The sequence below is a fragment of the Micromonospora hortensis genome (assembly GCF_022230935.1).
Lineage (GTDB): Bacteria > Actinomycetota > Actinomycetes > Mycobacteriales > Micromonosporaceae > Micromonospora > Micromonospora hortensis.
Genome location: NZ_JAKKFE010000005.1, coordinates 25077 through 46372, shown reverse-complemented (window position 1 = coordinate 46372; position 21296 = coordinate 25077). Strand labels below are relative to the sequence as shown.

The window sequence follows — 21296 nt, the reverse complement described above, 5'->3', positions numbered from 1 at the left end:
ATCTTGCACTTTCTGTCGCGACGAAACGACACACAAGGCGCAATTCGACGACAGCAAGTGCAAGATCGCCGGGGCCGGGGCCGGGCGGGGCGGGGCGGGGCCGGGCCGGGGCCGCGGCGGGGCCGGGCTGGGCGGGTCAGGGGCGGGGTAGGTGGTGTAGGTGGACCTTGGTGAGGGTGCCGGTGTGCACCTCGGCGGTGAGGTAGGTGGCGTGGGGTTGGGAGCGGCGGTCGGTGGGTGAGCCGGGGTTGAGCAGGCGCAGCCCACCGGGCACCTCGGTGTCCCAGGGGATGTGCGAATGCCCGAACACCAGCAGGTCCACGTCGGGAAAGCGGGCCGCGCACCGATTCTCCCGGCCGGTCCGTTGACCGGTCTCGTGCACCACCGCCATCCGCAGGCCGTCCAGCTCCACCCGGGCCACCTCCGGCAGCCGGGCGCGCAGCGCCGGGCCGTCGTTGTTGCCGTACACCCCGATCAGTCGGCGCGACCGCGCTGTCATGGCGTCGAGCAACGCCTCGTCCACCCAGTCGCCGGCGTGCACCACCACGTCGGCCGCCTCGATGGCAGCCCAGAGGGGCCCGGGTAGGTCCCGGGCCCGCTTCGGTACGTGGGTGTCCGCCGTGAGCACCAGCCGCATACCGGCATTGTGCCCCGAGTCCCGGCCGCCCACCCGGGGGACGTGGGTGGGCGGCCGGGCTCCGCCTCCGCCGCCCGGCCCCGTGCGTCATCGACGCCCGGGTACGGGAGCCGAGCCGGTCAGGGGGCGGTCACGGCAGGGTCCAGCGTTGCGCCCCGGTGCCGTTGCAGGTCCAGATCCGCAGTTGTCGACCGTCGGTGAGATCCGAGTTGGGGATGTCCAGGCAACGACCGGACTGGGGGTTGCGCAGGCTGCCGTCCGACTGGGCGGCCCACTGCTGGGCCCCGCTGCCGTTGCAGTCGTAGAGCTGCACGAGGGTGCCGTCGGTGGTGCCGCTCGCCTTCACGTCCAGGCACTTGGCGAGCCCCCGCACCGTGCCGTCGCCGGGCAGGGTCCAGCGCTGGGCGGCGGTGCCGTTGCAGGTCCAGGTCTGCACCTTGGTGCCGTTCGCGGTCTGGCTGGAGGCGATGTCCGCGCACTTGCCGAGGGCCTTGACCTCACCGGTGCGTGCCCCACCGGTGCCGACGCCCGGGCCGGTGAAGGTGTAGCTGTCCACGTCCAGCAACGCCCCGCTGCCGCCGGTGACGACCAGGTACAGGTCGTGGGTGCCGTCGTCGGGCTTGGTCACCGTGGCGCTCAGTTCGGTGTAGTTGTCCCAGCCGCCGGTGTTCGGCACCGCGATCCGGGCGACCTCGGTGCCGGTCGGTGAGTCGTACCGGAAGGAGAGGGTGCCGCCGGGGCCGCCGGAGGAAACGCGAGCCCGGACGCCGGTGATTCCCTTGAGGCTCACCGCGTGGTGCCGGACGCTCTCACCGTTCTGGACGTCACCCAGCCGCTTGCCACCCTCGGCCGCCGCCTGGTCGATCACCTTGGGACCGTTGAGCTGGACGAAGTGCTCGGCCTGCCACTGTTTCGGGTAGAGGCTGATCTCCTGCTCACCGGTGAGCGCGGCCGAGCCGGTCGCGCCGCGATCGGTGTAGCTGCCCCGCAGGACGAAGAACAGCACCGAGTCGGGGCCGGCGTGCACGGGGCCGGTGTTGAAGGTCGCGCCGCAGCCGGTCCCCTCCCCCTCCTCGTGGGCGTGCTCCTGGTGGCCCAGCGCGGCCCGGACGACCACCGCCGAGCAGGCCGGCGTGCCGTCCTGCGGGTCACTGGCCGTGGCGCCCACCGCCAGGTCCTGCCCCCAGTCGAAGAGCCCGCCGGCGGGTAGGCCGGTCAACGTGACGCTCGGCCGGTTGTTGCCGACCACCACCGACACCACTGTGGTGGCGCTGCGGCCGGTGCCGTCGTTGACGGTGAGCCGGGCGCTGTAGCTGCCGTTGGCGGAGTACGTGAAGGACGGGTTCGCGGCGGTCGAGTCGGTGCTGCCGTTGTTGGTGAAGTCCCACGCGTACGTCAGCGGGTCGCCGTCCGGGTCCGAGCTGCCGGCGCTGGAGAAGGTCACCGAGAGGGGGGCCAGGCCGTTGTCCCGGTTGACCGTGGCCTTGGCAGCCGGCGACCGGCCACCCTGGACATAGTTGATCTTGTAGAGACCGGCGTCGACAGCGCCGGAGAAGTAGCCGCTGCCGTATTCCAGCAGGTAGAGCGAACCGTCCGGGCCGAACTGCCAGTCGATCGGGTGGACGAGTTTCATGCCGGCGAGCACCGGCTCGATGACGGTCGGCGACCCGGTGGACGGGTTGCCGTTGTCGAACTGGACCTCCTTGATCCAGTTGCGGCAGTACTCGGAGATCAGCCACTTGTTGTCGTAGTAGGCCGGCCACTTCACGTCCGAGACGAGGTTCGGGTCGTAGTGGTAGACCTCGACGTGGTTGGGCGATCCGCACCCACCCGGGTTGTCCAGCGCCGGCCAGTCCTCACTGCCGCCGTGCTGCTCCCAGACCAGTGCCGGTTTCGTCGGCGGAAGTTGCTGGACGCCAGTGTTGCGGGGTGAGTTGTTGACCGGTCCGGTCGAGCCGCCGCAGGGGAACCAGCCGCGCGGTGTGGCGGTGGCGAAGTCCCAGTCGTTGTAGGCGACGTTGGGGCCGCCACAGTACGGCCAGCCGTAGTTGCCGGGCCCGTTGGCCCGGTTGAACTCGTCGTAGGCCGCCGGGCCGCGGTTGGCGAGGTCGGTGCCGGCATCCGGGCCGACCTCCCCCCAGTAGAGGGTGTTGTTGGCAGTGCGGTCCACCCAGATCCGGTACGGGTTGCGCACGCCCATCACGTAGATCTCCGGGCGCGTGCGCGCGGTGCCGGCGGCGAAGAGGTTGCCGACGGGGACGGTGTAGCTGCCGTCGCTCTCCGGGTGGATCCGGTTGATCTTGCCGCGCAGGTCGTTGGTGTTGCCCGAGGTGCGCTGGGCGTCGTACTGGGCGTTGCGGTTCGTCCGCTCGTCGATCGGGGCCATCCCGGCGGAGTCGCCGCCGGAGTTGGTGTTGTCGCCGACGGCGAAGTACAGGTTGCCGGCGGTGTCCCAGCTCATCGAGCCGGCCGAGTGGCAGCAGAGATCGCGTTCGGTGGGCCACTCGATGAGCACGTCCTCGCTGCCGGGGTCGAGCAGCAGGGTGGACGGGTTGAAGGTGAACCGACTGATCCGATTGACCAGTGGGGTGACCTTCGGCGAGTAGAAGAGGTAGACCCAGCGGTTGGTCGCGAAGCTCGGGTGCAGCGTGATGCCGATCAGGCCGTCCTCGAAACGGGCGTCCAGCGCCAGGGTCAGGGCCACCGTGGTGGACCTGGTCGCCGGGTTGTAGAGGCGGACCTGCCCACCGGCGGCACTGGTGCCCCGGTTGATGTAGAAGACCTTGCCATCGGGTGCGACGGCCAGTTCGATCGGTTCACCCATGGACAGGCCGCCGTCGAGGGCTACCTTCTCGAAACCGACGGTGGCGGGCGGCGCGAGGGCGGCGGCCTGGACCGGGGACGCGGCTGCCGGTAGGACGCTCGCCTGCGGGACGAGGCAGAGGGCGACCAGGACGGTGAGCAGTGTGGTGGCGCTGACGAGCCGTCGACGCAGATTGCGGGACACGAGACCTCCAGCTGTCCGGGGGATCTCGGTGCCGCTCCCGCCGACTGGAGGAGCACCGCGGTGTTTCCCGGACATTAACGTCTTTCACTGGAAGGCGATAGAACTTCGCGTCGTTGGATCGAAAGTTGTCAAGATTTACACGAAAGTACAGCCTCAGCGACGCGCCGGGGTGAAGTGCGCCGGGGGCATCCCGCAGTCGCGCAACGTCGGGTCCTGCTCGACGTCGGTGAGCACACCGGCGGCATTGATGAGGCCGATGTGCGAGAACGCCTGCGGGAAGTTGCCCAACTGCTCCCCGGTCTGCTGGTCGATCTGCTCGGCGTACAGGCCCAGGTCGTTGACCCGACCAGCCAGATCGCGAAACAACTCGTGCGCCCGGTCCCGCTCGCCGGCCAACGCCAGGCAACTCACCAGCCAGAACGAACAGATGACGAAGCCCGCGGGGTCGCCGTCCCAGCGTCGCAGCAGGCCGTCGTGTGACAGTCGCCGCTCCACCGCGCGGACCGTCGAGCGCATCCGAGGGTCGTCGGCCCGCACAAATCCCACCAGCGGCATCACCAGCACCGACGCGTCCAGCTCGTCGGAATCAAAAATCCCTGTGTACGACTGGAGCCTGTCGCTCCACCCCCGCTCGAGGATCGCCGCGCGCACCTCGTCGCGGGCAGCCGTCCAGCGCGCCAGGTCCTGCGGCCCGCCGAGCTGGTCGCCGAAGCGGACCGCCCGATCCAGCGCCACCCAGCACTCCACCTTCGAGGACACGTGGTGGTGTTGCACTCCACGCTCCTCCCACATCCCCGCGTCCGGCTGTTTCCAGTCCTGCTCGGCCTGATCGGCGAGCACCCGGAGCAGGTGGTAGACGTCCGGGTCGAACGGTTCGAGCTGGTCGCGCATCAGCCAGGCGGCGTCCATGGCCGCGCCGTAGATGTCGTTCTGTCGCTGCCGCCACGCGTCGTTGCCGGTCACCACCGGCGGGCTGTCGCGGTAACCGCCGAGCTGGTCCAGCCGGTGCTCGGTGAGGTCCCGCTCCCCCAGCACCCCGTACATGATGGGCACCGGCTGGTCGCCTATTCGGCCCATCGCCCGGCCCAACCAGGCGAACTGCCGCCGCACCTCGTCGAAGCACGCCGACCGCCACAACGCCCGCAGGGTGTGGCTGAAGTCGCGCACCCAGACGTAGCGGTAGTCGTAGTTGCGGTCCCCGCCGAGCTTCTCCGGCAACGAGGTGGTCACCGAGGCCACCACCGCACCGCTGGGCCGGTACGTCATGCCCTGCACAACGAGCCCGCTGCGCCGCACCTCCTCGGCGTAGAGGCCCTGGTACTCGTGCTCGGCGGCCCAGGACCGCCAGCCGGCGACGGTGTCGGCGATCGTCTGGTCGGCGTCCGGCACCTCCGGCAGTGGGGCGTCGTAGGTCGGGGCGTACCCGAGACTGAAGTTGTGGGTCGCGCCGGCGCGGACGGTGAACGTCGCTGCGGCATCGCCGTCGTCGCCGCACGCCAACCGCACGCTGCTGCGGAAGGTGAGCCGCGCGGCCCCGGCGATGGCCTCGAGCATGTCCTCACGCTCGACCAGGTACGCGATGGTGCGCCCGTACTCGAAGCGCGGACGGTAGTGCACCCGCATCGGCACCGCACCGGAGAGTCCCTGCACGCTACGGACCAGCACCTGCGGTGGGTGCATCCCGATGTCGTGGCCTCGCGAGCCGGGCTCGAAGGCGAGCGCGTCGGTGAGCGCGACCTCCCCCTGCGCGGTGCGGAAGACGGTCCGCAACACCAGGGTGTCCTTCAGGTAGGTCCGTTCGACAGTGAAATCGGCCTCCGGCCGGATCGACCAGTGCCCCGCGCCGTCGTCGAGCAGCCGCCCGAACACCGACGGGGCGTCGAACCGGCCGGGGCACCACCAGTTCACCGAGCCCGAGGCGTCCACCAGCGCCGCGGTGCGGCCGTCGGCGAGGAACCCGTAGTCGCTGATCTGTCCGCTCTCCACCTGACTGCCTACCCGGGCAGCCCGCGCCCAATCCCCTCCTGTCCGACGGTGCAGACCGCGTTACCGGTGGGCCTGGACGGGAACCCGGCGAGCTGACGAGGGAGGATGCTCATGACGTCAGCTTCGGGGCCGACCGCCGCCTGGCGGTCCGGCACACAGGGTGGCGACCTGCTTCCATCCGGGCCGGCCGGCCGCCTGTCGACACCGGCCGGGGACGGCCACGGGCCGGAGGCTGGTCCGCCGACCGTGACGATCGGCTCGTACCCGGACTATCCGACCGCGCAGCGGGTCGTCGACTACCTGGCCGACAACCGCTTTCCGGTGGAGCACAGCGCCATCGTCGGCACCAACCTCGCCCTTGTGGAAACGGTGCTCGGGCGAATGACCACCGGTCGAGCCGGTCTGCTCGGCGCCGGTACCGGCGCCTGGTTCGGGCTCTTCATCGGCCTGTTGTTCGGCATCTTCACCGTCGGCAACTGGCTGGCGGTGATCCTGGTCGGGCTGGTCATCGGTGCGATCTGGGGTGCCGTGTTCGGCGCGGTCGCGCACGCCATGACGGGCGGGCAGCGCGACTTCACCTCGGCCAGCTCACTGCGCGCCGGCCAGTACGCGGTGACCGTCGACGCGCAGCTCGCCGACCAGGCGCGACAGCTACTCGGTCGGATGCAGATGCCCACCTCGGCGGCGAACGCCCGCTGACCGACGACCGACCGCCCGTCCCGGCAGCACTCCGGGGCGGGCGGCCGTTTCGTCGTTCAGTCGGGCTGAGCCTCGAACAGTTCGCCGTACCGGGTGGCGCCGCGCACCGAGTCCACAGCGAACGTGACGTGCCCGACCGGCACCCGCCCGCCGACGGCCTCGGCCACCCGTGCCGCTGCCGCCAGCGCGAAACCGCCGCACAGCTCGATCAGCGCGACCCCCTCGGCCAGCAGGTCCACCGCCACGGTGGGGGCCATCACCGGGTCGGGTACGGGCACGAGGTAGGTGCGTTGGCCGTCGCGGTCCAGCACGACCCGGTCGGCGACGGGGTCGCTGCCCGGGTGCTCGTAGATGTACGCCCAGCTGACAGTCATCAGACCACTCCCCCGCACGGATCGGTGACGTCGACCGTAGGCGTTGAACGGGACTTGAGGTCAAGCCGCGCGACGCACGGGGATCGAGCCGGTCAGTAGGTTTTGTACGCCAGTTCGCCGGCCCGCAGCGGCACGTCGACCCGGTTCTCCGGTGGCGCCAGCGGGCAGGCCCAGCGGTCGTCATAGGCACAGCTCGGGTTGTAGAGGTAGTTGGCGTCCAGCCGGACCCGGTCGCCGGGCAGCAGCTGCACGCCCCGACCGAAGGTGCCCTTCACCGTGTCGGTGAGGTACCGGCCTCCCCCGTAGCTCTCCCGCCCGCAGGTGCCGTCGCGCAGCGGAACGAACAACCCGCCCCCGTACGCCTCGATCCACCACAGGGTCAGCGGCCCCCAGGACGTCTCGGCAACCGCCACCCGCCGGTACGCGATCACCCCGTCCGGGCCGCCGGTGTCGATGCGCAGCTCACCGCTGGCCGGTCGCAGGGACGCCTCGACCACGGCCTCCGGGTTGGGCGGGAAGTAGCGCACGCCGGCGAAGTCCTGCCGCTCCGCCACGGGGATCGGGCTCTGCGGGTGGGTGGCGAAGAGTTCGTCGCGGCCGGCCCGGAAGCCGGCCAGGTCGTCGTCGGACAGGTACAGCCGGGCCACCCGCTCGCGCCAGTCGGCCAGCTCCAGATCATCCACGCCACCGAGCCTATGCCCCGGTGCTGCGGCAGCTCAGCGCGACGGCCAGGTGGTGAGGACGGCGTCGAGTGCGTCCAGGGTGCGGGACCAGGAGTCGTCGGTGGGGCGCGGCGTGTGCCGGAAGCCGCCGGTCTTCTCCAGGCTCACGAACCCGTGGAACGTGCTGTGCATCATCCGCACCGCGTCGGTCTGGTCGGGCTCGGAGAGCCGGTAGCCGCGCAGGATCGCCCGGGTCATCTCGGCGTGCCGGACGCCCGCGCTCGCCGCGGCGGTCTCCGGGTCGAGGTCGATCTGCATGGCGGCGTAGCGGCCCGGGTGCTCCCGCGCGTAGTCGCGGTACGCGTTGGCGAAGGCCACCAGCGCGTCCTTGCCGGCCCGGCCGGCGAGCGCGGCGGCGACCCGGTCGGCCAGCTCCGCCAGCGCCAGCAGGGCGATCCTGACCCGCAGGTCGTGCGCGTTCTTGAGGTGGAAGTACAGGCTGGCGTCCTTCACCCCGAACTGGCGTGCGAGCGCGGCGACTGTGACGTTCTCCACGCCCACCTCGTCGGCCAGCTCGGCCGCCGCCAGTGTCAGGCGCTCGACGGTCACCCCGGCACGTGCCATGCAGCACACTCCAAACCTAGCGGTAATAATCGCTTGCCTAGGAGGGCTAGGCTACTACCTATGTTGGTCCTTACCGAATCCGTCATCCGCGCGTCCTTCGTCAATTGCAGCAAGGGCGAGGCGAAGCGGCTGGCCGTACCGAACGATCTTGAAATGCGGCAGTGGGACGACCTCGACTTCCTCGGCTGGCGGGATCCCTCCGCGCCGCAGCGGGCCTACCTGGTCGCCGAGACCGACGGCACGTTGGCCGGGGTGGTGCTGCGGGCCGCGACGCACCAGACGGGGCGCGTGCGGCACAGCATGTGCTCGTTCTGCCTGACCACGCACCTCGGTGGTGGCGTCTCGTTGATGACCGCCCCCAAGGCCGGTCCGAGCGGACGGCAGGGCGACTCCGTGGGCACGTACCTGTGCTCCGACCTGGCCTGCTCGCTGTATCTGCGGGGGAAGAAGCACGCCGGGCCCCCCGCGCCCGAGCCGCTGCCACTGCCGGAGCGGATCGACCGCGTCAGGACCGCCCTCGCGGCGTTCCTGCGCAAGGTCACCGAGTGACGGTTCGACACGACCTGGGCGGCCGGGGCCGGAGCGTGTTCGGGCTCCGGCCCGCCTCCGGCTAGCGGTCGGTGGCCAGGCGGGCGTGCAGGTGCTCGTCGTAGCGGCGGCCGTCGCCGTACCGGTACGACTCGCGCAGGGTCCCCTCGGCCGGATAGCCGGCGCGGTCGGCGACCCGGCAGGACGCCGGGTTGGCCACGGCGTGACACAGTTCCACCCGGTGCAGCCCGAGATCCGCGAACGCCCAGTCGGTGAGCCGGACGACAGCGCGCACCGCCACCTGACGGCCCCGCGCCGCGGGCACCGTCCAGTAGCCGATGGACGCGTCGCCGTCGTGGATGCGGTGCAGCGACACCGAGCCGAGCAGCTTGCCGTCGGCCGCCGCGGTGACAGCCATCGAGGCATGACCACCGGTGGACCAGTCGGCCCGGCGACGCACCCAGAGCAGCGCGACCTCGTCGTCGATCGGGTCGCCGCCCTGCGGGTTCCACTGGGCGATCGCCGGGTCCCGGAGGGCGTCGCGCACCGCCGGGGCGTCCTCGTCCCGCCAGGGGCGCAGCAACAGGTCGGCGGCGGAGAGTTCCACGTGTTCCACGAGGCCGGAGTCTGGCACAACCCAAGACCTGCGCGCCGCCGGATTAACGCAGGTTTCCTTCAAAGCTGCACGATCCGCCGCTCGGACGCCAGGAAGTGACGCAGACGACCTTCAACATCGGTACTTAAATTTTGAAAGAGTGCTATCGTCGTGGGCATGACCGAGAGCCTGGACAGCACCCGAGAGGCCGCCTGGCGCGCCTACATCGAGGCCAGCCAGCGTCTCTACACCCAGTTGGAAGAGGACCTGCGGGTCGACAGCGACCTCAGCTTCGCCGACTACCACGTGCTGGTCCTGCTCTCCGAGGCACCCGGGCAGCGGCTACGGATGGGCGAGCTGGCCGGCCGGTTGATCTTCTCGCCCAGCCGCCTCACCTACCAGGTCTCCTCCATGCAGCGTCGTGGCCTGGTCAGCAAGGAGCCCTGCCCGGACGACCGGCGCGGCAGCGAGGCGGTGCTCACCGCCGCCGGGCTGCTCGCCCTGCGGGAAGCCGCACCCCACCATCTGGCGTCGGTGCGCACCCATCTCATGGACGACCTCGACGATGCCGAGGTCGCCTGCCTCACCCGGGTCTTCGACCGGCTCGGCGAGCGCCTGCGGGCATCGCGGGTCAGCTCGACCACCCCCGCCTCACGCTAGGAGCCTCGACATGCCCGCGATCACCGTCGACAACGTCCTCGTCCTGCCCCGCCTGCCCCAGCTCGACGAGGCCACCACGATCCGCCCGGTCCGCACCGTGACCACGGCGCCCAGCGGCTTCGAGGGTGAGGGCTTCCCGGTCCGTCGCGCCTTCGCCGGGGTGTCGACCACCGACCTGGACCCGTTCATCCACCTCGACCAGATGGGCGAGGTCGACTACGCGCCGGGCGAGCCAAAAGGCACCCCGTGGCACCCGCACCGCGGCTTCGAGACCGTCACGTACATCATCGACGGCGTCTTCGACCACCAGGACTCCAACGGCGGTGGCGGCACCATCACCGACGGCGACACCCAGTGGATGACGGCAGGCAGCGGCCTGCTGCACATCGAGGCGCCGCCGGAGCACCTGGTGATGAGCGGCGGGCTCTTCCACGGCACCCAACTGTGGGTCAACCTGCCCCGCTCGGCCAAGATGAACCCGCCCCGCTACCAGGACATCCGGGGTCGGGAGTCGGCGCTGCTCACCACGCCCGACGGTGGCGCGCTGATCCGGGTCATCGCCGGCGAGGTCGCCGGGCACCGTGGCCCGGGTTCGACCTTCACCCCGATCACCATCACGCACGTCACGGTGCAGCCGGGCGCGCAGGTCGACCTGCCGTGGCGACCCGACTTCAACGCCCTGGTGTACGTGCTGGGCGGTCGCGGCACGGTCGGCACCGACCGGCGGCCGGTGCGTACCGGTCAGCTCGCGGTGCACGGCCCGGGTGACGCGCTGCGGTTCAGCGCCGACACCACGCAGGACAGCAACACCCCGGCACTGGACCTCTACATCATGGGCGGTCAGCCGATCCGGGAGCCGGTGGCACAGTACGGTCCGTTCGTGATGAACACCCGGGACGAGCTGCTCAAGGCGTTCGAGGACTTCCAGGCCGGCCGCCTCGGCGTGATCCCCACCGAGCGGCTCCCGCACACCGGCGGCCAGGGCACCCGGCCCTGACCACCGCCGACCGCTGAGTTCGGCGCCGACGCCTCCGGTTCACCCCGGGGCGTCGGCGCCGCCTCAGGAGACCGCAAAGATCCCGGCAACGCCCAGAATCACCATCACCAACACCGCTACCAGCGCACCCCGTTCGCTCTCCACCGCCGGCTCGCGGTTCTCGGTCACGGGATTCGTCGTGTCGCGGGGCATAGTGTGGCCTCCTCGGCTGTTGTCGCGTCGCTTTCGATGGCGTCGGCCAGGTCACCGGTCTGGGGGCCTGGCGTGCGGACCCGCTTCCGGGGTCCTACCGTGAGGACGTTGCCGACCTCCAGGGGGGCTGGACGGTGCCGTTGCAGGACTGGTTCCTCACCGCGGAGGAACGCGCCAACCCGGTCTCTGGCATACCCGTATGGACCACGGGAAACCTCGCCGAGCCGTTGATTCACGGTGTCGCGTACTTCGACCGACTGGTCGACGAGGTCGAGGCCCTGGGCCCCGGCGACCACCTGTTCTTCACCGACTGGCGGGGTGACCCGGACCAGCGACTGCGCCCGGACGGTCCGACAGTGGTCCAGCTCTTCGCCCAGGCCGCTCAGCGCGGCGTGGTGGTCAAAGGGTTGATCTGGCGCTCGCACCTCGACGTCCTGGCCTACAGCGAGGCCGAGAACCGCGACCTCAGCGAGACGATCTCGGCCGCCGGTGGCGAGGTGCTGCTGGACCAACGGGTCCGGCGCGGCGGCTCGCACCATCAGAAGCTCGTGGTGCTGCGGCACCAGGGCGCGCCAGAGCGGGACATCGCCTTCGCCGGCGGGATCGACCTGTGTCACAGCCGCCGCGACGACGCCGCGCACCACGGCGACCCGCAACCGGTGCAGATGTCGCCCCGGTACGGACCCAATCCGCCCTGGCACGACGTGCAGCTCGCGGTGCGCGGCCCGGTGGTCGGCGCGTTGGACACCCTGTTTCGGGAACGCTGGACCGACCCGATGCCGCTGGACTCGGAGAACCCGATGGCCTACCTGCGGGACCGGCTGCGCGGCTCAGACCTGCGCCCCGACCCGCTGCCCGAACAGCCGGCCGATCCGCCGCCCTGCGGTCCGCACCAGATCCAGGTGCTGCGCACCTACCCCGCCGTCCGCCCGCGCTACTCGTTCGCACCGGACGGGGAGCGGACCGTGGCCCGGGGTTACACCAAGGCGGTACGCCGGGCCCGCCGGCTCATCTACCTGGAGGACCAGTACCTCTGGTCGGCCGAGGTCGCGGACCTCTTCGCGCACGCTCTGCGGGACAACCCGGACCTGCACCTGATCGCCGTCGTCCCCCGCCACCCGGACGTGGACGGCAAGCTGGCGTTGCCGCCGAACATGGTCGGGCGCGAGCAGGCGCTGTCGCTGTGCGAGCGGGCCGCACCGGACCGGGTGCACGTGTTCGACGTGGAGAACCACGCCGGCGACCCGGTCTACGTGCACGCGAAGGTCTGCGTGGTCGACGACGTGTGGGCCAGCGTGGGCAGCGACAACTTCAACCGGCGGTCCTGGACGCACGACAGCGAGTTGTCCTGCGCCGTGCTCGACGACACCCCGGACCAGCGGGAGCCCACCGACCCCGCCGGGCGGGGCGACGGCGCGCGGAGCTTCGCCAGGGACCTGCGACTGCGGCTGTGGCGCGAGCATCTGGACCGCGACCCGGACGGCACGGACGACGCCGACCTGTTGGACCCGGCGGACGCCGTCGCGGCCGTCACGGCCGCCGCCGACGCGCTACAGCAGTGGTACGACGACGGCCAGGTGGGAGAACGGCCGCCCGGGCGGCTGCGCCCGCACCGCCCCGAGCGGCTGCCGTGGTACACCCGGGCCTGGGCGCTGCCGATGTACCGGCTGGTCTACGACCCGGACGGCAGGCCGCTGCGGGCGAGGCTGGCCGGCACCTGGTGATGCGGTCGGGCCGGGTCCGACGCGGCGACCGCGTACACGTTCAGCCCGCCGGGGTAGGCGAACGACGAGCGCGGTGAGTAGTAGCCGAAGCCGATGGTCAGCGGGTTGGCCGGGCGCAGCGCGTACATCGGGTGGCCGGGCTGGAGGAACTCCACCGACTCGATCTCGAACGGGGCGACCGGCTCGGCGACGAACGGGTAGGCCGAGCTGAGCAGCTGGCCGTCGCGCCGGGTGAAGTATCGGTGGTGCCCACTGCTGATGACGTGACCGGTCTCCCCCACCCGACACCGGGCCCGGACCAACGGCGTGCCGTCGATCTCCGTCTCGGAGAGCAGGTCCTCGCCGTTGACGTCGATCCGGGTGCGCCCGGCGAGCACCGGGGCGCCGCGAGCGACGGCGTACTCACGGACCCGCCGGCTGGAGGCCACGTAGTGGGTCCACCAACCACCGGCGTTGAGGCCGCCCGGCGCGTCGACGCCCAGCAGCGAGACGCCGAGGTAGGTCAGTGAATACGCGCCGAAGCCGGAGGTCTGCGTCTCGTCGTCGACGATGTACTGATTCAGGAAGACCTGCCGGTCGGGACGGGGGCAGAGCCCCGGCGGGACCAGCGCGGCGACCGCGTCGGGATCCGCCGGCAGCCAGCTGAAGTAGAGGGTGCGGCTGTTCACGACAAGCTGGGGAGCGGCTGGATCGAGCACGGTGCCTCCGAACCGGGTGTGTACACGCGACGCTACGGCCGGTCCCACCAGCGGGACAAGGACGGATAGTCGACACTCCTGGCGACTTGTCGGATTTCCTGTTGACCAGTCGACGCGAGCCGTGGGCCGATCAGCCGGAGCGGCCGGCCGATTGGGCAGCGGCTGCGGTGTGAACAACGGGTAAGGATCCTCACAGTCACCCCAACTTCCGCGTCATATGCCCGTTTTATTGTCGAACATACCTTAAGTACATCAACCTTTCGGCTAGATTTCCGGGAGACGATCAGGTTAAGGTGACTCCCGAACGGCCTATTGGAAGCTAAACCAAAGCGTCACGTCTTTTTAGTCAGCGGACGAGGTGCAGGGAGGACCACCCATGACCGCGCCAACGATCACCGAGCAGCCGAGCGCCGCCGTCAAGGCCACCACCAAGCTCGACCCGCGCGCTCTCACCGACAGCGCCGCCGACCTGCTCAACGCGATGGCGGCGCTGCCCGCCAACCACCCGTCGCGCGCCGCTCTGCGGGACCGGGCGATCGAGGCCTGGCTGCCGCTCGCCAACCACCTGGCCCACCGCTACAGCGGGCGCGGCGAGCCGAACGACGACCTGGCGCAGACCGCCGCTATCGGTCTGATCAAGGCCATCGACAAGTTCGACCCCGAGCGCGGTGTCGACTTCGCCGGTTACGCGATCCCCACCATCATCGGCGAGCTCAAGCGGCACTTCCGGGACCGCACCTGGGACATCCGGGTGCCCCGCCGGCTCCAGGAGCTGCGGCTGGCCATCTCCGACGCCAACAGCTCGCTCCTGCAGACCCTCGGCCGCTCGCCGACGGTCGCCGACATCGCCGCGCACCTCAAGCTCACCGAGGAAGAGGTGCTGGAGGGCCTGGAAGGCGCCCGCGCGTACAACGCGGTGTCGCTGTCCACCCCGACCGGCGACGGCGAGCGCGCCACCGAGCTGGGCGACATGCTCGGCGGCGAGGACAGCGAGTTCGAGCTGGCTGAGCTGCGCGTGGCCCTCGGCCCGGCGCTGGCCACCCTCGACGAGCGCGAGCAGAAGATCCTCACGCTGCGCTTCTACGGCAACCTGACCCAGTCGCAGATCGCCGACCAGATCGGTGTCTCGCAGATGCACGTATCGCGGCTGCTGACCCGGGCGCTGACCAAGCTGCGCGGCCAGCTCGACGGCACGTACTGACCAGGTGACGAGCGGAGGGCCGGGTCCATTGGACCCGGCCCTCCGCTTTTGTCAGTGCTGTCACGCGAGCGTGACAGTGCGACCACAGGGCGTGCTGGTCGCGTCTACCGACCGGCTCAGTGCCCGACCGGCTCGCGCCACATCGGCCAGAACGGCGTCCCGTCGGGCACCCGGAACGGCTCGCCGGCCAGGTAGCCGTGCTTCGCGTACAGGTCCCGACTGCGCGGGCTGCTCGCCTCCAGGTACGCCGGCATCCCGTTGGCGTCCAGCCAGGCGTGGTGGTGGCGCATCAGCGCGCTCCCCAAGCCCTGCCCCTGCCGGTCCGGCCGGGTCGCCAGGAACGCGAGGTGGTGGTGATCCGGATGCGGATGGTTCGCCGCGAACAGCTCGTCGAGGTGCTGGAACCGGTCGGTCCACTCGCCGCAGGCGGCGGCCAGTCGGGCGTCGTAGTCCGCCGGCGGCGGCGCCGGCTCACCGACCGACGGAAACCAGACCGCGACCGAGGTCCGGTCCGCTGTGGCGTGGACGATGCCGTGCCGCATCGCGTGCCCGACCAGGATCTCGAAGTCGCCGGCCAGTACCGCCTCCCGCTTGCTCGGGTCGGGGACCAGCCAGTACGTCACCTCCAGGACGGTGAACGCCTCGGCGATCCGACCCGCCACGAGGGTGGTCTCCTCCGGCCCGAGTTGCTCGATGACCACGCTCATCGGGTCACCTCCACGGCGGCCGGCGCCTCCGGCTTGACGGCGGCCGCGGCGCTCGCCGCACCCAGGCCGATCCGGGCGTACGTGTCCGGGCGGTTGCTGCGCAGCAGCAGGGCCCAGCCGATGCCCAGCAGGGCGGCCACCGGGTACGCGGCGGGCAGCGCCCAGCGCAGCGTCGAGTCCGGCGCGACGCCGAGCAGGTTGGCGAAGTTCGACACGGCCAACCAGATGATCACGAAGAGCGCGATGGTGGCCAGGCCGGGCGCGATGGCCCGTCGCCAGAGGTTCTCGCCCCCGGCGGAGCGGGCGAAGTAGGCGATCACCGCCACCGAGGTGGTGGCGATCAGCAGCAGGACACCGAAGCCGCCGGTGGTGCCGACCCAGAAGAAGAGCTGGACCACCGGATCCCAGCCGTTGATCGCGTACAGCAGGATGACCAGCAGCCCGAGGACGCTCTGCGCCACCGAGGCGGCCCGCGGCGCCCCGGTACGGGCCGAGGTCTGCCCGAACACCGCCGGCAGCACCCGCTCCCGACCGAGCGCGAAGGTGTAACGGGCCGTGGTGTTGTGGAACGAGATCATCGCGGCGAGCACCGAGGTCAGGAACAGCACCTGCCCGATGGTGACCGCGGTGTCGCCGAGGTGCGCGGCGGCCAGGTTGAAGATGAGCCCGACGCTCTGTTCGCCGGCCTCGGCGACGATCTGGTCCTGCCCGACAGCGACGGTCATGGTCCAGGACGACAGCGCGTACAGCCCAGCGATGATCGCCACCGAGAGGTAGGTGGCCAACGGCACCGTCCGCTTCGGGTCCTTGCTCTCCTCGCTGAAGACCACCGCCGACTCGAAGCCGACGAAGCCGAGGACGGCGAGCACCAGCACCGCGCCGACACCCGGCACGAAGAGGTTGTCCGGTGAGAACGGGGCGAAGCTGACCCCGCCGTCGGCCGGGTTGCCGAGCTGTCCCAGGTCGAAGACGAGGACCACCACGATCTCGGCGACCAGCAGCGCGGCCAGGACCATGCCGTTGAGGTCGACCCGGAGCAGGCCGAGCAGGCCGACCAACGCCCACGCCACCAGGGCCACGACCGCCCAGTGCGGGTGCCCGCCGAAGAGCCGGTCGAGCACCGGCTCGGCCGCCACGCCGATGGTGCCGTACAGCCCGACCTGCAACGCGTTGTACGCGATCAGCGCCACCCAGGCGGCGCCCACGCCGGCCGGTCGGCCGAGGCCACGGGAGATGTAGGCGTAGAAGGCGCCGGCGTTCTCCACCCGACGGGACATCGCCACGTAACCCACCGAGAAGAGCGCGAGCACCGCGGCGATCAGCAGGAAGGCCAGCGGGATGCCGGTCACCCCGATGACGCCGTAGCCGGTGGTGACGACGCCGGCCACCACTGTCAGCGGCGCGGCGGCGGAGAGGACGAAGAAGATCACCGAGGGGATGCCGAGGCGGCCTCGGGCCAGGGCTTCGGAGACGTTGCTGGGTCGGTCGACTGTCGATGTCGGGGGCATACGACTACTCCGATTGACGAGGGGAGGGTTGGGGGTTACCGGAGGGAGATCAGGGAATGCCGCGCAGCACGGCGGCGCCGACGGCTGCCTCGGTGTGCCCGACGAGTTCCTTGAGTGGCCCCGGCAGCGCGGGGATGAGGACGTTCAGCCGGTGGTGCGCGCGGGGGCCGGCGCTCCACAGCACCTCGCGGGTCAGTCCCGCGGCCACGACCAGGCCGAGCAGCAGGGCGTCCGGCACGCCCGGCGGGTCCGGCCGGTCCAGCAGGGCCCGCAGCCGGGTGGCCGGCCAGGCCACCGCGTTGAGGTCGATCGGCAGGTAACTGACCGAGGTACGCAGCAGCCGGCGACTCTCCTGGCGGCGCAGCACCCCGGCGCGGGCCAACCGCTCCCCCACCGAGGTCGTGGCGCTCTGCGCCAGGAAGCTCAGCCAGGTGCGCAGCTCCCGGTGCTGGGACTCACCGACCAACTGGTCCAGCACCGTGTGCGCCAGGGCATCGGCCGGCGGACGCCGGTCGATGACGGTGATGTGCCCGGCCGTGACGGTGATATGTCCATAGAGGATCAGCTCACCGAGGAGCCCGCCGGCCAGTCCCAGCCCGGTCGCCGCCGGGTGCAGCTTGGCCTTGCCGCGACTGTCGTTGTGTGCGATCAGGAAGAACTCGTCGGCGATGAGCAACGGTCCTCCCGCACAGGTGTGTCCACAGTGATCGCGACCGGGAAAGGATGCACCGACAGCTACTGCAACGCAACTCCCAGATTCGAAAGTTGCACTCCGTGCATATGCGACCTGCGGATCTTGTCGTGGCAGACTCGGACGGTGACCGCCACTCCCGCCATTCGGCCCGCCGCAAGCCCCACAGTGCGGCGACGCCGCATCGCCCGGGAACTCCGCCAACTTCGGGAACGCGCGGGCATGACACTCGATGTGGCGGCCCGTCAGCTCGACATGTCGAAGAGCAACCTCTCCCGCATCGAGACCGCGCAGATCGGCATCAAACCGCGTGACGTCCGAGCCGCTCTCGCGCTGTACCAGGTGACCGGCTCGGATGCCGAGGCGCTGATCGAGATCGCCCGGGGAGCACAGCAGCGCGGCTGGTGGCAGAACTACAGCGACGTACTCCCCGAGTGGTTCGAGTTCTACGTCGGGCTGGAGGCCGAGGCGGCGGCGCTGCGCACGTACGAGGCCGAGTCGGTGCCCGGGCTGTTGCAGACCGAGGCGTACGCCCGGGAGATCTTCCGGCGCACCGCCGGCGAGGACGGTCTGGAGCGCAAGATCGCCGCCCGGCTGCGCCGGCAGGAGGTGCTGCGCCGCGAGGACCCGGTCGATCTGTCGGTGATCCTCAACGAGGCGGTGCTCCTGCGCCCGGTCGGCGGCGCCGCCGTGATGGCCGAACAACTGGTCCACATGAGCCGGATCGCGCAGCTACCCAACGTGACAATCCAGGTACTTCCCTTCACCGCTGGCGGGCATCCCGCGATGAGCACCCCGTACGTGATCCTCAACTTCGCCGATGCCGCCGACGCGTCAGTGGTTTACCTGGATAACCTCACGATGGGGCTGGCTCTGGAGGAAGCCGATCATGTGCTCGGGTATAGCCTTCTGCACGAGGAGCTGTGCCGGATGGCGCTCGATCCGACGGCGTCGTTGACCCGTCTTGAGCATGCTTCTCGTAACTTTGCGTGACCGCTTCTGCGGCACGCCGACGCAGACGAGAGGTACCGCGGATGACGGCGTACGACCTGACCCGAGCGGACTGGCGCACCAGCACGCGCAGCAGCGGCAACGGCAACTGCGTGGAGGTCGCGACAGTCGACGGTCAGGTCGCCGTCCGGGACAGCAAGGACCGCTCCGGCCCGGTGCTCGCCTTCGGTGCGACGGCCTGGCGGGCGTTCGTGCTCGGCGTCGGCGAGGTCCGTCGCTCCTGACGCACCCGTCCCGGTGCGAGACTGGGCCGTGCTCTCCGACGTAACAGTTGACCTGCCGGTCCGTCCGGTGCTGCCGGCGCTTGTCGCGGCACTCGACGCGGCCGGCGCCGGTGTGCTGGTGGCCCCGCCGGGCACCGGCAAGACCACCCTCGCGCCGCTGGCCGTGGCCGACCGGGTGACCGGTCGGGTGGTGATCGCCCAACCCCGCCGGGTGGCGGCCCGTGCCGCCGCCCGGCGCATGGCCGAGCTGCTCGGCGAGCGGGTCGGTGAGCGGGTCGGCTACGCGGTACGCGGCGAGCGCCGGGTCGGCCCGGCCACCCGGATCGAGGTGGTCACCACCGGCCTGCTGGTCCGCCGGCTGCACCACGACCCGGAGCTTCCCGGCACGGGTGCCGTGCTGCTCGACGAGTGCCACGAGCGCCAACTCGACGCCGACCTCGCGCTGGCCTTCACAGTGGAGGCGCGCGCCACTCTCCGGCCGGACCTGTGGCTGCTGGCGATGTCGGCGACCCCGGACACCGACCGGTTCGCCGCGCTGCTGGGCGGGCCCACCCCGGCCCCTGTGGTACGGGCCGACTCGGCTTTGCACCCGGTGGAGCGGATCTGGATGCCTCCGGCGCGCCCGATCGCCCCGCCCGGGGCCGGGCCGGTGGACCGGGCCCTGCTCGACCACGTGGCCGCCACCGTCCGGCGGGCGCTGCGCGAGCACGACGGCGACGTGCTCGTCTTCCTGCCCGGGGCCGGCGAGATCGCGGCGGTCACCGGCCGGCTGGCCGACCTGCGGGAGGTGGTCGCGCTGCTGCCGCTGCACGGTCGTCAACGCGGCGCCGAGCAGGACGCGGCGCTGCGTCGCGCGGACCGGCGGCGGGTGGTGCTGGCCACCGCGCTGGCCGAGACCAGTCTGACAGTGCCGGGTGTGCGGATCGTGGTGGACGCCGGGCTGTCCCGGGTGCCCCGGATCGACCTGGCTCGCGGGCTGGGCGCGCTGGTCACCGTGCCGGTCTCCCGCGCCGCCGCCACCCAGCGGGCCGGCCGGGCCGGTCGGGAGGCCCCCGGGTACGTCTACCGGTGCTGGTCGGCGGCGACCCACGAGCGGCTGCCCGCTCGTGCCGAGCCGGAGATCGCCACCGCCGACCTGACCGGCTTCGCGTTGGAGCTGGCCGCCTGGGGCCGGCCGGACGGCGTCGGGCTCGCGTTGCCCGACGCGCCGCCGACGGCCGCGATGACAGTGGCCCGGGAAACCCTGGAGACCCTGGGCGCTGTCGACGCCGACGGTCGGATCACGGCGCGGGGGCGGTCGATCGCGGCCGCCGGGGCGCACCCACGGCTGGCCCGGGCGCTGCTCGACGGGGCCGGCCGGGTCGGTGCCGACCGGGCCGCCGAGGTGGTCGCCCTGCTCGCCGAGGAGAGCGCGGCCGGCCCCGGTGACGATCTGGTCGCCGGTTGGCGTCGGCTGCGCGCCGGCGTGGACGCGGGCGCGACGGCCCGTTGGCGCACCGAGGTACGCCGGCTGCGGGCCGCGCTGCCTGCCGGCGCCCCGCCGAAGGGCCGCGCTGACGCCACCGGCCGCACCAACTCGGGTGGACTGAGCGACGATCTCGCCGCCGGGCTGCTCGTCGGTCTGGCGTACCCGGAACGGTTGGCCAGGGTGCGGCGGGCGGGCGGTTCGGCGTACCTGATGACCGGCGGGACCGCCGCGGAGCTGGCGGCCGGCTCGGGGCTGACCGGGTCCGACTGGCTGGCGGTGGCGGTCGCGGACCGCACCCCCGGCGCGCCGTCGGCCCGCATCCGCCGGGCCTCCCCGGTGGACGAGGCGACGGCCCGGGAGGCGGCCGGTCCGTTGCTGCGAACCGACCGCGAGGTCGGCTGGTCGGACGGGGACGTGGTGGCCCGGGAGGTGACCCGGCTGGGCGCCATCGAGCTGGTGCAGCGACGGCTGGACCGGCCGGACCGGGCGGAGGTGGCCGCCGCGCTGCTGACCGGCCTGCGCCAGGAGGGGCTGGGGCTGGTGCCCTGGACACCGGCGGCACGGGCGCTGCGCGAGCGGCTCGCGTTCCTCCGGCACCACCTGGGCGAGCCGTGGCCGGAGGTCGGGGACGACTCGTTGCTCGACGCCGCGCCGACGTGGCTGGGCCCGGAGCTGGCCGCCGGGCGACGCCGGGCCGACCTGGCGCGAGTGGACGTGTCGTCGGCGCTGCGTCGGCTGCTGCCCTGGGCACAGGCCGCCCGCCTCGACGAGCTGGCCCCGGAGCGGATCGAGGTGCCGAGTGGTTCTCGGATCCGGCTGGACTACGGCGACCCGGCCGCGCCGGTGCTCGCCGTGAAGCTCCAGGAGACGTTCGGCTGGCCGGCGGCCCCCCGCATCGCCGACGGTCGGGTGCCGGTGCTGCTGCACCTGCTCTCCCCCGCCGGCCGGCCGGTGGCGGTCACCGCCGACCTGGCGTCGTTCTGGCGTACCGGTTATCCGCAGGTCCGCTCCGAGCTACGCGGGCGCTATCCCCGGCACCCGTGGCCGGAGGATCCGGGAACGGCGACACCCACCCGGCGCGCCACGCCACGTCGGCGCTGAGC

Annotated in this window: 21 protein-coding genes; 9 read left to right on the top strand and 12 right to left on the bottom strand. The window is 71.6% G+C overall.

Features of this window, described 5'->3' with window-relative positions:
• Positions 1–136 precede the first annotated feature (136 nt).
• From NIE111_RS02965 to NIE111_RS02955, 3 genes are all read right to left on the bottom strand, one after another.
• Positions 137–637: a metallophosphoesterase family protein gene (locus NIE111_RS02965; RefSeq protein ID WP_238682915.1), complete on the bottom strand. Its 501-nt coding sequence runs from the start codon at positions 635–637 to the stop codon at positions 137–139.
• A 130-nt stretch (positions 638–767) separates the two neighbouring features.
• Complete coding sequence (locus NIE111_RS02960) at positions 768–3644, bottom strand: ricin-type beta-trefoil lectin domain protein (protein WP_238682914.1); 2877 nt, start codon at positions 3642–3644, stop codon at positions 768–770.
• Between the two features lie 153 nt (positions 3645–3797).
• Positions 3798–5630, bottom strand: a complete 1833-nt coding sequence (locus tag NIE111_RS02955) for a glycoside hydrolase family 15 protein (protein ID WP_238682913.1) — start codon at positions 5628–5630, stop codon at positions 3798–3800.
• Between the two features lie 111 nt (positions 5631–5741).
• Between NIE111_RS02955 and NIE111_RS02950 the strand changes: the two genes are divergently transcribed.
• Positions 5742–6329, top strand: coding sequence for a YflT domain-containing protein (locus NIE111_RS02950; RefSeq protein ID WP_238682912.1), 588 nt, complete (start codon positions 5742–5744; stop codon positions 6327–6329).
• A gap of 56 nt (positions 6330–6385) precedes the next feature.
• Here the strand turns inward: NIE111_RS02950 and NIE111_RS02945 are convergent, their stop codons facing one another.
• The 3 genes from NIE111_RS02945 to NIE111_RS02935 all read right to left on the bottom strand — a co-directional run bounded on the left by NIE111_RS02945 (position 6386) and on the right by NIE111_RS02935 (position 7989).
• The gene (locus NIE111_RS02945) at positions 6386–6703 is read right to left on the bottom strand and encodes a DUF6506 family protein (RefSeq protein ID WP_238682911.1); all 318 of its coding nucleotides are present in this window, start codon (positions 6701–6703) and stop codon (positions 6386–6388) included.
• Between the two features lie 92 nt (positions 6704–6795).
• On the bottom strand, positions 6796–7386 hold the full coding sequence (locus NIE111_RS02940) for a DUF1684 domain-containing protein (RefSeq protein ID WP_238682910.1): 591 nt from the start codon (positions 7384–7386) through the stop codon (positions 6796–6798).
• A gap of 33 nt (positions 7387–7419) precedes the next feature.
• On the bottom strand, positions 7420–7989 hold the full coding sequence (locus NIE111_RS02935; protein ID WP_238682909.1) for a TetR/AcrR family transcriptional regulator: 570 nt from the start codon (positions 7987–7989) through the stop codon (positions 7420–7422).
• Positions 7990–8049: 60 nt separating this feature from the next.
• Between NIE111_RS02935 and NIE111_RS02930 the strand changes: the two genes are divergently transcribed.
• Positions 8050–8538, top strand: coding sequence for an FBP domain-containing protein (locus tag NIE111_RS02930; RefSeq protein ID WP_238682908.1), 489 nt, complete (start codon positions 8050–8052; stop codon positions 8536–8538).
• 61 nt (positions 8539–8599) lie between these two features.
• Here NIE111_RS02930 and NIE111_RS02925 read toward each other — a convergent pair whose 3' ends face one another.
• Positions 8600–9133: a GNAT family N-acetyltransferase gene (locus NIE111_RS02925; protein WP_238682907.1), complete on the bottom strand. Its 534-nt coding sequence runs from the start codon at positions 9131–9133 to the stop codon at positions 8600–8602.
• Positions 9134–9289: 156 nt separating this feature from the next.
• On the opposite strand from NIE111_RS02925, the gene NIE111_RS02920 reads away from it, so the two are divergent.
• Entirely contained in the window at positions 9290–9772 is a 483-nt protein-coding gene (locus NIE111_RS02920) for a MarR family winged helix-turn-helix transcriptional regulator (RefSeq protein WP_238682906.1), read from the top strand.
• A gap of 10 nt (positions 9773–9782) precedes the next feature.
• Positions 9783–10769 carry a pirin family protein gene (locus tag NIE111_RS02915; RefSeq protein WP_238682905.1) on the top strand — a complete coding sequence of 329 codons (987 nt, stop codon included), beginning with the start codon at positions 9783–9785 and terminating at the stop codon, positions 10767–10769.
• Between the two features lie 63 nt (positions 10770–10832).
• Here the strand turns inward: NIE111_RS02915 and NIE111_RS31875 are convergent, their stop codons facing one another.
• A complete protein-coding gene (locus NIE111_RS31875; protein WP_256441970.1) occupies positions 10833–10961 on the bottom strand; it encodes a hypothetical protein in 129 nt (42 codons plus the stop codon).
• Positions 10962–11095: 134 nt separating this feature from the next.
• Here NIE111_RS31875 and NIE111_RS02910 point away from each other — a divergent pair, with 134 nt between their 5' ends.
• Positions 11096–12685, top strand: coding sequence for a phospholipase D family protein (locus NIE111_RS02910; RefSeq protein WP_238682904.1), 1590 nt, complete (start codon positions 11096–11098; stop codon positions 12683–12685).
• Here NIE111_RS02910 and NIE111_RS02905 read toward each other — a convergent pair.
• A complete protein-coding gene (locus NIE111_RS02905; RefSeq protein ID WP_238682903.1) occupies positions 12634–13383 on the bottom strand; it encodes a hypothetical protein in 750 nt (249 codons plus the stop codon). The two genes, NIE111_RS02910 and NIE111_RS02905, sit on opposite strands and share 52 nt — an antisense overlap.
• 376 nt (positions 13384–13759) lie before the next feature.
• Here NIE111_RS02905 and NIE111_RS02900 point away from each other — a divergent pair, with 376 nt between their 5' ends.
• Positions 13760–14584 carry a SigB/SigF/SigG family RNA polymerase sigma factor gene (locus NIE111_RS02900; protein WP_091401616.1) on the top strand — a complete coding sequence of 275 codons (825 nt, stop codon included), beginning with the start codon at positions 13760–13762 and terminating at the stop codon, positions 14582–14584.
• A gap of 116 nt (positions 14585–14700) precedes the next feature.
• Here NIE111_RS02900 and NIE111_RS02895 read toward each other — a convergent pair whose 3' ends face one another.
• Genes NIE111_RS02895 through NIE111_RS02885 form a run of 3 tightly spaced genes read right to left on the bottom strand, consistent with a single transcriptional unit; the run spans position 14701 to position 17475 of the window.
• On the bottom strand, positions 14701–15291 hold the full coding sequence (locus NIE111_RS02895) for a GNAT family N-acetyltransferase (RefSeq protein ID WP_238682902.1): 591 nt from the start codon (positions 15289–15291) through the stop codon (positions 14701–14703).
• Positions 15288–16799 (bottom strand): APC family permease, encoded by a 1512-nt coding sequence (locus NIE111_RS02890; protein ID WP_238682901.1) that lies wholly within the window; start codon positions 16797–16799, stop codon positions 15288–15290. Before NIE111_RS02890 ends, NIE111_RS02895 begins: the two co-directional genes overlap by 4 nt.
• A 49-nt stretch (positions 16800–16848) precedes the next feature.
• The gene (locus NIE111_RS02885) at positions 16849–17475 is read right to left on the bottom strand and encodes a GOLPH3/VPS74 family protein (RefSeq protein WP_238682900.1); all 627 of its coding nucleotides are present in this window, start codon (positions 17473–17475) and stop codon (positions 16849–16851) included.
• 183 nt (positions 17476–17658) lie between these two features.
• On the opposite strand from NIE111_RS02885, the gene NIE111_RS02880 reads away from it, so the two are divergent.
• From NIE111_RS02880 to hrpB, 3 genes are read left to right on the top strand one after another with little or no spacing between them, the layout of a single operon-like run.
• Entirely contained in the window at positions 17659–18483 is an 825-nt protein-coding gene (locus NIE111_RS02880; protein ID WP_266305185.1) for a helix-turn-helix domain-containing protein, read from the top strand.
• A gap of 41 nt (positions 18484–18524) precedes the next feature.
• Entirely contained in the window at positions 18525–18725 is a 201-nt protein-coding gene (locus tag NIE111_RS02875) for a DUF397 domain-containing protein (protein ID WP_112678514.1), read from the top strand.
• 28 nt (positions 18726–18753) lie between these two features.
• Positions 18754–21294 carry an ATP-dependent helicase HrpB gene (hrpB, locus tag NIE111_RS02870; RefSeq protein ID WP_238682899.1) on the top strand — a complete coding sequence of 847 codons (2541 nt, stop codon included), beginning with the start codon at positions 18754–18756 and terminating at the stop codon, positions 21292–21294.
• Positions 21295–21296: the final 2 nt, after the last annotated feature.

Coding starts and splice junctions, on each gene's coding strand:
- NIE111_RS02930 (WP_238682908.1), top strand. CDS start 8,050: ATGTTGGTCCTTACCGAATCCGTCATCCGCGCGTCCTTCGTCAATTGC.
- NIE111_RS31875 (WP_256441970.1), bottom strand. CDS start 10,961: ATGCCCCGCGACACGACGAATCCCGTGACCGAGAACCGCGAGCCGGCG.
- NIE111_RS02945 (WP_238682911.1), bottom strand. CDS start 6,703: ATGACTGTCAGCTGGGCGTACATCTACGAGCACCCGGGCAGCGACCCC.
- NIE111_RS02895 (WP_238682902.1), bottom strand. CDS start 15,291: ATGAGCGTGGTCATCGAGCAACTCGGGCCGGAGGAGACCACCCTCGTG.
- NIE111_RS02875 (WP_112678514.1), top strand. CDS start 18,525: ATGACGGCGTACGACCTGACCCGAGCGGACTGGCGCACCAGCACGCGC.
- NIE111_RS02950 (WP_238682912.1), top strand. CDS start 5,742: ATGACGTCAGCTTCGGGGCCGACCGCCGCCTGGCGGTCCGGCACACAG.
- NIE111_RS02935 (WP_238682909.1), bottom strand. CDS start 7,989: ATGGCACGTGCCGGGGTGACCGTCGAGCGCCTGACACTGGCGGCGGCC.
- NIE111_RS02900 (WP_091401616.1), top strand. CDS start 13,760: ATGACCGCGCCAACGATCACCGAGCAGCCGAGCGCCGCCGTCAAGGCC.
- NIE111_RS02965 (WP_238682915.1), bottom strand. CDS start 637: ATGCGGCTGGTGCTCACGGCGGACACCCACGTACCGAAGCGGGCCCGG.
- NIE111_RS02920 (WP_238682906.1), top strand. CDS start 9,290: ATGACCGAGAGCCTGGACAGCACCCGAGAGGCCGCCTGGCGCGCCTAC.
- NIE111_RS02915 (WP_238682905.1), top strand. CDS start 9,783: ATGCCCGCGATCACCGTCGACAACGTCCTCGTCCTGCCCCGCCTGCCC.
- NIE111_RS02890 (WP_238682901.1), bottom strand. CDS start 16,799: ATGCCCCCGACATCGACAGTCGACCGACCCAGCAACGTCTCCGAAGCC.